Origin of the sequence: Massilia sp. Dwa41.01b (assembly GCF_014171775.1) — a bacterium.
GTDB lineage: Bacteria > Pseudomonadota > Gammaproteobacteria > Burkholderiales > Burkholderiaceae_D > Telluria.
Window position 1 is genome coordinate 1,137,840 of the sequence record NZ_CP050454.1, and the last position, 11,851, is coordinate 1,149,690.

Below are 11,851 nucleotides of genomic sequence, written 5' to 3' on the forward strand. Positions count from 1 at the left end.
CCGCCTTAACTGAAACTGCAATCGATGAACTACGAAGGCAAACTCGCACTGGTACTGGGGCTCGGCGAATCCGGGCTCGCGATGGCGCATTGGCTGGGCCAGTGCGGCGCGCGCGTGCGCGTGGCCGATACGCGTACCGAGCCACAGCGCCTGCCGGCGCTGTATGCGGCCGTGCCGAATGCCGAATTCGTCGGCGGCGCCTTCACGGCGAGCCTGCTGGACGGCGCCGATTTCGTTGCCGTGAGCCCGGGCCTGGCACCGAACCGCGAGCTGGCCGGGATCGTCCCGGCGGCGGCTGAACGCCTTATCCCCGTCTGGGGCGAGATCGAACTGTTCGCCCAGGCGCTCGCTGCGCTGAAGGCGGAGCGTGGCTATGCGCCGAAAGTCATCGCCATTACCGGCACCAACGGCAAGACGACGGTGACGAGCCTGACCGGTCTGCTGTGCCGCCGCGCCGGCCTGATACCCGCGTGGCCGGCAACATCAGCCCGGCGGCACTCGACGTGCTGCGCGAAGTGCTGGCGGCCGACACGCTGCCGCAGGCCTGGGTGCTGGAACTGTCCAGCTTCCAGCTGCACACCACGGTCAGCCTGAATCCGGACGCGGCCACCGTCCTGAACCTGACCCAGACCACCTCGACTGGCATGGCGACATGGCCGCCTACGCGGCGGACAAAGCGCGCATTTTTGGTGCCGACACCGTGCGCGTCCTGAACCGCAATGACGCGCTCGTCATGCAGATGGCCGCCGCGGGTGCCGCGCACACGACTTTCGGCATCGACGAGCCGGACGCGCCGCACGCGATGGGCATCGTCAACGAACGCGGCGTGCTGTGGCTGGCCACCGCCGTGCCGGGCGAAGCGAGCGAGAAGAAGTTAAAAAAGGGGAAGTCGCCGAACCCGTCGAGTTCACGGTGAACCGCCTGATGCCCGCCGACGCCCTGAAAATCCGCGGCCTGCACAATGCCTCGAACGCGCTGGCCGCGCTGGCCCTGTGCCGCGCCGCCGGCCTGCCGCTCGCGCCGCTGCTGCACGGCCTGCGCGAATACGGCGGCGAGCCGCATCGCGTCGAGCTGGTCGCCAGCATCGAGGGCGTCGACTTCTACGACGACAGCAAGGGCACGAACGTGGGCGCCACCGTTGCCGCGTTGGAGGGCCTGGGCAAGGCCTTCACCGGCGAGCAGCAGATCCTGCTGGTGGCCGGTGGCGACGGCAAGGGCCAGGACTTCGCGCCGCTGGCCGGTCCCGTCTCGCGCCATGCCGGGCCGTGCTCCTGATCGGCAAGGATGCGCCGGCGATCCGGCTGGCTCTCGAGCCGACCGGGGTGCCGTGCTTCGACTTCGAATCGCTGCCGCAGGCGGTGCGCCGCGCCGCCGGCCTGGCCCGTGGTGGCGACTGCGTGCTGCTGTCGCCGGCCTGCGCCAGCCTCGACATGTTCACCAACTACGCGCACCGCGCCCAGGTCTTCGTCGACACCGTGCGCGAACTGGCCCTCGACAAGGGAATGGAGATCTGATGGCCTTCCAGATTCCCTTCAAGTTCTCGGGTTCGAGCAGCGATGCGGCGATCGCCGAGCGCGCGCGCCCGTCGAAAATGATGGACTACGACCAGCCGCTGGTGTGGGTCGTGCTGCTGCTGATGCTGTTCGGGATGGTGATGGTGTATTCGGCCTCGATCGCGCTGCCGGACTCCCCGAAGTTCGCCTATGTGCAGGGCCGCCACGAGTACTTCCTGTACCGCCAGGCCGGCTTCATCGCGGTGTCGATGCTGGCCGCCTACATCACCTTCCGCGTGCCGGTCGTGTTCTGGCAGCGCATGGCGCCGCTGATGTTCGTCGGCACCCTGGTGCTGTTGATGCTGGTCCTGATTCCTAACGTGGGCGTCTCGGTCAATGGCGCGCGCCGCTGGCTGTCGCTGAAGGTGTTCAACCTGCAGCCCTCCGAGATCATGAAGGTGGCCGTGGTGCTGTACGCGGCCGACTTCACGGTGCGCAAGCAGCAATACATGCACAAGCTGACCAAGGGCTTCCTGCCGATGGCGGTGGCAATCGGTTTCGTCGGCCTCCTGCTGCTGCTCGAGCCCGACCTGGGCGCCTTCGGCGTCATCGTCTGCATCGCCATGGGCATCCTGTTCCTGGGCGGCTTCAACATGATCTGGTTCGGCGGCATCGCCTCGGTCCTGGTCGCGCTGTTCGTCTCGATCATCGCGCTTTCGCCGTTCCGGCGCGAGCGCATCTTCGCCTACCTCGATCCCTGGACCGGCGAGAACGCGCTCGGCAAGGGCTACCAGCTGCTGCACTCGCTGATCGCCTTCGGCCGCGGCGAAATCACCGGCGTTGGCCTCGGCAACAGCGTGGAAAAGCTGCACTACCTGCCGGAGCCGCACACCGACTTCATCATGGCGGTCATCGGCGAGGAACTCGGCCTGATCGGCGTGCTCGTCGTCATCGCCCTGTTCTACTGGCTGATCAAGCGCGCCTTCGACATCGGCCGCCAGGCGATCGCCCTCGAGCAGATCTTCGCCGGCCTGGCCGCGAAGGGCTTCGGCATCTGGCTCGGCGCCCAGACCTTCATCAACATGGGCGTGAACCTGGGCCTGCTGCCGACCAAGGGCCTGACCTTGCCCCTGATGAGCTATGGCGGTTCGGGCGTGATGCTCAACTGCGTGGGCCTGGCGATCCTGCTGCGCATCGATTACGAAAACCGTGTGCTGATGCGGGGAGGGCGCCTGTGAGCAAGCCCGTGAAAAAGCTGATGATCATGGCAGCCGGCACCGGCGGCCACATCTTCCCTGGCGTCGCGATCGCCCAGACCATGCGCGAGCGCGGCTGGGAAGTGAGCTGGCTGGGCACCGCGCACGGCATGGAACGCGAGTTCGTGCCCAGGCACGGCATCCCGATGGACTCCATCGATTTCGCCGGCCTGCGCGGCAAGGGCCTGAAGCACACCGTGACGGGCGCCTTCAAGATGGCGGCCAGCTTCACGGCCTGCCTGCGTTTCATCAAGCAGAGGAAACCCGACGTCGTACTCGGCATGGGCGGCTATGTCACGGTGCCGGGCGGGATGATGGCGCGCCTGCGCGGCATTCCGCTGGCCCTGGTGAATGCCGATGCCGCGCTGCTGTTGTCGAACAAGACGCTGGCACCGATGGCCGACCGTGTGCTGTTCGGTTTCCCGGCCGATTTCGGCAAGGCGGCCGGCAAAGCGGTCGTCACCGGCAACCCGGTGCGCCAGGCGATCCTCGACCTGCCGGCGCCCGCCGAACGCTTCGCCGGGCGCACGGGTCCCTTGCGCGTGCTGGTCGTCGGCGGCAGCCTGGGCGCGAAGGTGCTGAACGACAGCGTGCCGGCGGCACTGGCGCTGATCGACGCGAACGTGAGGCCCATCGTGACCCACCAGTCGGGCAAGAAGAACATCGATGCACTGCGTGCGGCGTATGCGCAAGCGGGCGTGTCCGCCAACGTGGTCGACTTCATCGACGACATGGCCGGCGCCTATGCCCAGGCCGACCTGGTGATCTGCCGCGCCGGTGCGATCACGGTGTCGGAACTGACCGCCGCGGGCGTGGCCAGCGTGCTGGTGCCGTTCGTCGCCAGCACCACGGGTCACCAGCGCGACAACGCGATCTGGATGGCGCAGCAGGGCGCGGCCGTGCACCTGGCCCGGGGAGACCTGTCGGCACAACACGTGGCGCAGCTGCTGCAGAACACGAGCCGCGCCGACTGCCTGGCGATGGCGCAGGCGGCGCAAGCGGTCGGCCGGCGCGATGCCAACGCGGCGATTGCCGGCGTCCTTGAGCAACTGGCGAATAACAAATAAGAACAAGCGAAGAACAGACAATGAAACACAAGATCAAGCATATTCACTTCGTCGGCATCGGTGGCAGCGGCATGAGCGGCATCGCCGAGGTGCTGCTCAATCTCGGCTACAAGGTGTCGGGTTCGGACCTGGGCAGCAATGCCGCCAGCAGCCGCCTGAAGGACCTGGGCGCGCGCGTCTACCTCGGCCACGCCGCCGACAACATCCTCGGTGCCGACGCCGTCGTCACCTCGACCGCGGTGAACGAAGCCAATCCGGAAGTGGTGGCCGCGCGCGCCGCGCAGGTGCCCGTCGTACCGCGCGCGATCATGCTGGGCGAGCTGATGCGCCTGAAACGCGGCATCGCCATTGCCGGCACCCACGGCAAGACCACGACGACCAGCCTGGTCGCCTCGGTGCTGGCCCAGGGCGGCCTGGATCCGACCTTCGTCATCGGCGGCAAGTTGAACAGCGCCGGCGCGAACGCGAAACTCGGCACCGGCGACTACATCGTCGCCGAAGCCGACGAATCGGACGCCTCCTTCCTGAATCTGACGCCGATCATCGAGGTCATCACCAACATCGACGCCGACCACATGGAGACCTACGAGCACGATTTCGAAAAGCTCAAGGCCGCTTTCGTGAATTTCACGCACCGCCTGCCGTTCTATGGCCGCGTGATGCTGTGCATCGACGACCGCCACGTGCGCGCGATCCTGCCGCAGGTGACGAAACCCGTGACGACCTACGGCTTCTCGGAAGATGCGCAAGTGCGCGCTCTCGACGCCTATGCCGACGGCGTGCACATGCACTTCACGGTGCGCCAGGAAGGCTATCCGGATACGAAGTTCGTGCTGAACCAGCCGGGCATGCACAACGTGCTCAACGCCTGCTCGGCCATTGCGATTGCGCGCGAGATCGGCATCGATGACGCGGCCACCGCCCAGGGCCTGCTGGAATTCCGCGGCGTCGGCCGCCGCTTCACCCGCTACGGCGAAGTCGCATTGGAGGGTGGCGGCAGCTTCACCCTGGTCGACGACTTCGGCCACCACCCGGTCGAGACCGAGGTGACGCTGGCCGCGGCGCGCGCCGCCTACCCGGGCCGGCGCCTGGTGCTGGCTTTCCAGCCGCACCGCTACAGCCGCACGCGCGACCTGTTCGAAGACTTCGTCAAGGTCCTGTCGACCCCGGACGTGCTGCTGCTGGCGGAAGTGTACTCAGCGGGAGAGATGCCCATCGTCGGCGCCGATGGGCGTACTCTCGCCCGTTCGCTGCGCGCCGGCGGCAAGGTCGAACCGATTTTCGTGGAAACCATCGCCGAGATGCCCGACGCGATCCGCCAGGTGGCACGTGACGGCGACGTCGTGCTGACCATGGGCGCGGGTTCGATCAGCGGCATTCCGAATCAGCTGACTGCGCAACGGACTGCGCAACAAGCGCCACAGCCAGCGCAACAACCAACCTTGAAGGTCGCATCATGAGTGAAATCCTGACCAACTTCGGCAAGGTCGGCGTCCTGTTCGGCGGCCGTTCGGCCGAGCGCGATGTGTCGATCATGTCGGGCACCGGCGTGCTGAACGCCTTGACGAGCCGCGGCATCGATGCCCATGCCTTCGATCCGGCCGAGCGCAGCATCGCCGAGCTGGCGGCCGAACGATTCGATTGCGTCTTCATCGCGCTGCACGGCCGCTACGGCGAAGACGGCAGCCTGCAGGGCGCCCTCGAGCAGCTCGGCATTCCCTACACCGGCAGCGGCGTCATGGCCTCGTCGGTGGGCATGGACAAGATCACGACCAAGATCATCTGGCTGTCGAAAGGCATCCCGACCCCGCGCTATGCGACGGTGGCGCCGGGCGCCGACCTCGACGCCATCGTGGGCGACCTCGGCCTGCCGCTGATCGTCAAGCCGCCGCTCGAAGGCTCGACCATTGGCATCACGAAGGTGAACGCCGCCGAGGAACTGGAAGCGGCGGTCGCCCTGGCCGCCGGTTTCGACGAAACCGTGCTGGTCGAGGAGTTCGTCACCGGCCGCGAGTTCACGGTCGCCGTGCTCGGTTCGGGCAAGGACGCGCGCGCGCTGCCGATCGTCGAAATCGTCGCTCCGGAAGGCAACTACGACTACCAGAACAAGTACTTCACCGACGACACGCAATACCACTGCCCGGCCCAGCTTCCCGCGGAGTTGACCGAGGAAATCCAGCGTCACGCCGTCGCCGCCTACCGCGCGCTCGGCTGCGAGGGCTGGGGCCGCGTCGACGTGCTGGTGCGCGAGAGCGACATGCGTCCCTTCCTGCTGGAGGTGAATACCTCGCCCGGCATGACGGGCCACTCGCTGGTGCCGATGGCGGCGCGCGCGGTGGGCATCGGCTATGAAGACCTGTGCATCGAGATCCTGCGCTCGGCGCGCTGCAAGATGGTGAAGGCACAAGGATAAGCATGTGGCATGACGTACGCGCCCTCAACGCCACCGCCAGCGCACTGCTGGCGGCAACCCTGCTCGCGGCCATCGCAAGCGGGGTGTGGTGGTTGTCGCAGCGCCCGATGTTCACCCTGCGCGGCGTGCGTGTCGAGAGCCTGTACGGCATGGAACTGAAGCACGTGAACGAACTGACGGTCAGGAACAGCGTCCTGGGCAAGCTGCGCGGGAACTTCTTCACGACCGACCTGGACCAGGTACGCACGACTTTCGAGGCGGTGCCCTGGGTGCGCCGCGCAACGGTGCGGCGCGAGTGGCCGAACCAGCTGATCGTCGAGGTCGAGGAACACGTGGCGCTCGGCACCTGGGGCGAAGGCCGCCTGCTGTCGGTGAAGGGCGATGTGTTTACCGCCAACCTGGCCGAAGCCGACGACGACCACGAGCTGCCGGCCTTCGCGGGCCCGGTCGGCAGCGAGAAGGAAGTGCTGGCGCGCTTTTCCGAGCTGCGTTCCTGGTTTGCGCCGGTGCAGCTGGTGCCGCAGGCGCTGTCGCTGTCCTCGCGCTACGCCTGGACGGTCAAGCTGGACAACGGCATGAGCGTGGAGCTCGGCCGCGAGCAGGACAAGGACACCGTCAAGGCGCGCGTACTGCGCCTGGTGGGTGTCTACCCGCAGCTGGTGGCGCGATTGCAGGAAGGCCGCATCGACACGATCGACACGCGTTACGCGAACGGACTGGCATTGTCGTCCGCGGCCCTGAGCGTGCCGGCCGATGCGAGCAAGCCGGTCAAGGCAGCAAAGAAAAAACCAAGTACCAACAAGACAACCAAGCATATCTAAAGCAGGCGAGCAATGACAAAAGACGCGAAAAACCTGATCGTCGGCCTCGACATCGGCACCTCGAAGGTGGTGGCGGTCGTGGCCGAGGTGATGTCCGACGGACGCCACGAGGTCATCGGCCTCGGTCAGCACGAGTCGAAAGGATTGAAGAAGGGCGTGGTCGTCAACATCGAGGCCACGGTCGAATCGATCCAGCGCGCGCTCGAGGAGGCCGAGCTGATGGCCGACTGCAAGATCCGCAACGTGTATGCCGGCATCGCGGGCAGCCATATCCGTTCGTTCAACTCGAGCGGCATGGTGGCGATCAAGGACAAGGAAGTCACCGCCACCGACGTCGCCCGCGTGATCGAGACGGCCAAGGCAGTGAATATCCCGACCGACCAGCAGCTGCTGCATACGGTGCCGCAGGAGTTCATCGTCGACAACCAGGAAGACGTGCGCGAGCCGATCGGCATGAGCGGCATCCGCCTGGAGGTGCGCGTGCACATCGTCACCGGCGCGGTGTCGGCGGTGCAGAACATCGTCAAGTGCGTGCGCCGCTGCGGCCTGGAAGTGTCGGACCTGATCCTGCAGCCGATGGCCTCGGCCGACGCGGTGCTGACCCACGACGAGAAGGAACTCGGCGTGGTCCTGATCGACATCGGCGGCGGCACCACCGACATCGCCGTGTTCAGCGATGGCGCCATCCGCCACACGGCCGTGATCCCGATCGCCGGCGACCAGATCACCAGCGACATCGCGATGGCGCTGCGCACGCCGACCGGCGAAGCCGAGGAAATCAAGCTGCGCTACGGCGTGGCCAAGCAGGCGCTGGCCGATCCGGGCGAAACCCGGAAGTGCCGGGCCTGGGCGACCGCGGTCCGCGCGCGCTCGCGCCAGGCGCTGGCCGCCGTGATCGAGCCGCGCGTCGAGGAGCTGTTCGCGATGGTGCAGCAGGTGGTGCACGAATCGGGCTACGAGGGCGTGCTCTCGTCGGGCATCGTCCTCACCGGCGGCACCGCGATCATGCCCGGCATGATCGACATGGCGGAAGACATTTTCCTGAAACCGGCGCGCCTTGGCACGCCGGAGTATCGCGGCCAGCTGGCCGACGTCGTGCGTAGCCCCCGCTACGCCACGGTGCTCGGCCTGCTGCTGGAAGCGAAAAAACAGTATTTGCGGGGCCACATCGTGACTAGGCAGGACGGCTCGGTAAAGGCGGTGTGGCAGCGTATGAAGGAATGGTTCTTGGGGAATTTTTAAGCAGCACGTACAGCACCCGATTCAGCGTCTTTGATTCGATACAAAAAGCATATTTTTTTACATTACTTAGCAGTGTCCGGCCTTCAAGCCTGATAACCTTACGAGCTTGACGCGTAGATACTGCACTTGAATATTAGGGAGTCACATCATGGAGTTCGATATGGTCGATAACGCAGCACTGGGAACGGTGATCAAAGTCGTCGGCGTGGGTGGTGCAGGCGGCAACGCGGTGCAGCACATGATCAACAAGGGCGTCTCCGGCGTCGAGTTCATCGCCGCCAACACCGATGCCCAGGCGCTTGCCGCATCGAGCGCGAACAACATCATCCAGATCGGCGAGTCGGGCCTCGGCGCCGGCATGCGTCCTGAAGTCGGCCGCCAGCTGGCCGAGCAGACCCGTTCGCGCATCGAGGATTCGCTGCGCGGCGCGCACATGGTCTTCATCGCCGCCGGCATGGGCGGCGGTACCGGCACCGGCGCCGCGCCCATCGTGGCCGAAGTGGCGAAAACCATGGGCGCCCTGACGGTGGCCGTGGTCTCCAAGCCCTTCTCCTACGAGGGCCAGAAGTGCATGGACATCGCCGAGCAGGGCCTGGAAGAACTGTCGAAGCACGTCGACTCCCTGATCATCATCCTCAACGAAAAGCTGGAAGAGATCTACGAAGACGAATCGATGCTCGAGTGGATGAAGCACGCCGACGACGTCCTGAACAACGCCGTCGCCGGTATCGCCGAGATCATCAATGTGCCGGGCCACATCAACGTCGACTTCAACGACGTCAAGACCATCATGAGCGAGCAGGGCAAGGCCATGATGGGGACGGCCACCGCCGCCGGCGTCGACCGCGCGCGCATCGCGGCCGAACAGGCGGTCGCTTCGCCGCTGCTCGACGGTATCGACCTGTCGGGTGCCAAGGGCGTGCTGGTGAACGTCACCGCGTCGCGCGGCCTGAAAGGCAAGGAGATCAAGGAAGTCATGGCTGCCGTGCGCGCTTTTGCCGCACCGGACGCGTCGATCGCACAGGGCATCGCCTACGACGATTCGATGGGCGACGAGATCCGCGTGACCGTGGTCGCGACCGGCCTGGGCAAGAACAAGAAGATGCAGCTGGTGCAGCCGCAGCAGGTGCTGCGCACCGGTACCTACAACGCGCCGATGATGGGCACGACCCCGCTGACCGGGGGCGTGACCATGGGTGCGGCCGGTATCGGCGGCAACGACGGCATGAAGCAGCCGGCCGTGTGGCGCCGCGAGCAGGCATCCGAGCAGGTGCGTGCGATGCAGAACAACGGCGTCGAGACCTACGACATTCCGGCCTTCCTGCGCAAGCAAGCCGACTAAGCTTGTCGACAGTTCGATTCAAAACCGGGACCGTGGCGCAAGCTGCGGTCCCGGTTTTTTTCTGGCCGTCACGGCTGTGCGGGCGTGCGCCGCCGCAATGTCGGTCGCGCAACAGGAGTCTGGACGAGAAAATAATAAATTTTTCCAGAAGCACAAGTTCCATGAACAATCGTGGCATAATTTTCCCACCCTCATGTTGCCCGGCTTATCGGTTTGATCGGTATCGCCTGGCGCTGGCATTGTCGGTGCTTTTAATCAAAACAACGAAGAGCATTTTTGGATCTCACTGGAGAAATTTCATGAACAAGACCGTTGTAATTGGTGTCATCCTGGCGATGTCTACCGCAGTCGCCATCGGCGGCGGTGTCGAGCCCACGCCCACCGACAAGATCACGATCGAGACGACCACGGACGATACGAACCAGACCAGTCCGGCATTCGAGGAGGAAAGTGCGGCCGCCATGGCCGAAGCCTCCGATATCTGGCCTGGCTTGCAAGATAACAAGCAGATCAAGTAAGCCCTTCCCGTTGTGACAAGCTGGGCGGCCATGCGCCGCCCAGCGATCCTTCTTGCTCTTCCGGGGGCGTCCCGTGCAAGCCCACGCCAGTTCAGGCATACTGCGGCCTTTCCAAAATAACACTTGAGGAGTACCGCATGAGCATCAAGATTGGCGACCGCCTGCCGGAAGGCACCCTGGCTGAATACATCGAGACCGCAACCGAAGGCTGCGCGCTCGGTCCGAATACCTTCGAGGTAACCAAGCTGGCCGCTGGCAAGAAGATCGCGATCTTCGGCCTGCCGGGCGCCTTCACGCCAACCTGCTCGGCCCAGCACGTGCCGGGCTTCGTCCAGAATGCCGAGGCGTTCAAGGCCAAGGGCGTCGACGAAATCTGGTGCATCTCGGTCAACGACGCGTTCGTCATGGGCGCCTGGGGCCGCGAACAGAAGGCCACTGGCATCGTGCGCATGATGGCCGACGGTAACGCCGCCTTCAGCAAGGCCCTCGGCCTGGACGCCGATTTCTCCAAGCACGGCATGGGCACGCGCTCGCAGCGCTATTCGATGCTGGTCGAAGACGGCGTCGTCACCCAGCTGAACGTGGAGCAGGGCGGTTTCGAACTGTCGAAGGCGGAAACGCTGCTGGCGCAACTGGGCTGATCCCGGTCCGGCTCGCAGTCGAGCTCGCAGTTCAGATACCACCAGAACGGCGCCTCGGCGCCGTTTTTGTTCTCATCGAATCACCGAAAGGCCCGGCACATGCGCCACATTTCCGGCAACCTGCGCAGCATCTACGCGATGCTGGCCGCAGTGGCCATGTTCGCACTGATGGACACGGCCATGAAGCTGCTGTCGGCGCACTACCCGGCAATGCAGGTGGCGGCGCTGCGCTCGCTGTCGTCCCTGCCGCTGGTGTGCGCCTGGGTGGCCTGGCGCGGACGCTTCGGCTCGATGCTGCGGGTACGCTGGTCGCTGCAGTTGCTGAGGGCGGCCGTCGGCATCGCGATGCTGGCCCTGTTCGCCTACGGTCTCAAGAAACTCTCGCTGGCCGAGGCGTATTCGATCTTCTTCATTGCACCGGCCCTGATCACGGCCTTGTCCGTGTTCGTACTGAAGGAAAAAGTAAACCTGGCGCGCTGGATGGCGATCGCGGTGGGCATGGGCGGCGTGCTGGTTGTGTTGCGGCCGGAAGGCGAGGGCATGCTCACGCTCGGCGGCCTGGCCATCCTCGGCTCGGCCGTCTGCTATGCCATCTCCGCCATCGGCGCGCGCGTGCTGGCCCGCTCCGACAGCAGCGAGCAGATCATGTTCTGGCTGATGCTGATGATGGCGGTCGGCGCCACCGTCCTGGCCGCGCCCGAGTGGGTAGACCTGGATCCTGCCCATGCGTGGCTGCTGTGCGGGCTGGCCGTGAGCGGCTTTTTTGGCCAGCTGGCCATCACCGAGGCCTTCAGCCATGGGCAGGCGTCGGTCGTGGCGCCGTTCGAGTATTCCGCCCTGGCCTGGGGCGTGGCGATCGACTGGCTACTCTGGCAAACCCTGCCCGACGGCTACACGCTGCTGGGCGCGGCGATCATCGTCGGCAGCGGGCTGTACCTGATTCGCCACGAGAAAAGCCACAGCGAAGCCGAGCACCCCTGAGACACGCTTCAGTGTGTCGCGCGTCCGCAGCGTATGGCTGAGCTGTTGCCTCTCTGCAAGGGCCGAGCCCGGCACCG

The 11,851-nt window shown here is 65.5% G+C and carries 10 protein-coding genes and 1 pseudogene; all 11 read left to right on the forward strand.

Annotation, left to right across the window (positions count from 1 at the left end; all coding sequences use genetic code 11):
- Window positions 1-24 precede the first annotated feature (24 nt).
- The 11 genes and pseudogenes from murD to G4G28_RS05315 all read left to right on the forward strand — a co-directional run bounded on the left by murD (window position 25) and on the right by G4G28_RS05315 (window position 11,774).
- A pseudogene (gene murD, locus G4G28_RS05265) lies at window positions 25-1,514 on the forward strand (UDP-N-acetylmuramoyl-L-alanine--D-glutamate ligase).
- A complete protein-coding gene (ftsW, locus tag G4G28_RS05270) occupies window positions 1,514-2,731 on the forward strand; it encodes a putative lipid II flippase FtsW (protein ID WP_182991131.1) in 1,218 nt (405 codons plus the stop codon). The pseudogene murD and the gene ftsW overlap by 1 nt, the downstream one beginning before the upstream one ends.
- A 20-nt stretch (window positions 2,732-2,751) precedes the next feature.
- Window positions 2,752-3,816: an undecaprenyldiphospho-muramoylpentapeptide beta-N-acetylglucosaminyltransferase gene (gene murG, locus G4G28_RS05275; RefSeq protein ID WP_183108435.1), complete on the forward strand. Its 1,065-nt coding sequence runs from the start codon at window positions 2,752-2,754 to the stop codon at window positions 3,814-3,816.
- 20 nt (window positions 3,817-3,836) lie between these two features.
- Window positions 3,837-5,276: a UDP-N-acetylmuramate--L-alanine ligase gene (gene murC, locus G4G28_RS05280; protein ID WP_182991132.1), complete on the forward strand. Its 1,440-nt coding sequence runs from the start codon at window positions 3,837-3,839 to the stop codon at window positions 5,274-5,276.
- The gene (locus tag G4G28_RS05285) at window positions 5,273-6,229 is read left to right on the forward strand and encodes a D-alanine--D-alanine ligase (protein WP_275944334.1); all 957 of its coding nucleotides are present in this window, start codon (window positions 5,273-5,275) and stop codon (window positions 6,227-6,229) included. Before murC ends, G4G28_RS05285 begins: the two co-directional genes overlap by 4 nt.
- A 2-nt stretch (window positions 6,230-6,231) precedes the next feature.
- Window positions 6,232-7,050: a cell division protein FtsQ/DivIB gene (locus G4G28_RS05290; protein WP_182991133.1), complete on the forward strand. Its 819-nt coding sequence runs from the start codon at window positions 6,232-6,234 to the stop codon at window positions 7,048-7,050.
- A 12-nt stretch (window positions 7,051-7,062) separates the two neighbouring features.
- Window positions 7,063-8,292, forward strand: coding sequence for a cell division protein FtsA (gene ftsA, locus G4G28_RS05295; protein WP_229507899.1), 1,230 nt, complete (start codon window positions 7,063-7,065; stop codon window positions 8,290-8,292).
- A 148-nt stretch (window positions 8,293-8,440) separates the two neighbouring features.
- Window positions 8,441-9,634 carry a cell division protein FtsZ gene (ftsZ, locus tag G4G28_RS05300; protein ID WP_182991135.1) on the forward strand — a complete coding sequence of 398 codons (1,194 nt, stop codon included), beginning with the start codon at window positions 8,441-8,443 and terminating at the stop codon, window positions 9,632-9,634.
- A 299-nt stretch (window positions 9,635-9,933) separates the two neighbouring features.
- A complete protein-coding gene (locus G4G28_RS05305; RefSeq protein ID WP_182991136.1) occupies window positions 9,934-10,152 on the forward strand; it encodes a hypothetical protein in 219 nt (72 codons plus the stop codon).
- Between the two features lie 137 nt (window positions 10,153-10,289).
- The gene (locus G4G28_RS05310) at window positions 10,290-10,793 is read left to right on the forward strand and encodes a peroxiredoxin (RefSeq protein ID WP_182991137.1); all 504 of its coding nucleotides are present in this window, start codon (window positions 10,290-10,292) and stop codon (window positions 10,791-10,793) included.
- 138 nt (window positions 10,794-10,931) lie between these two features.
- Entirely contained in the window at window positions 10,932-11,774 is an 843-nt protein-coding gene (locus G4G28_RS05315; protein ID WP_182991727.1) for a DMT family transporter, read from the forward strand.
- The last annotated feature ends 77 nt before the right edge of the window (window positions 11,775-11,851 follow it).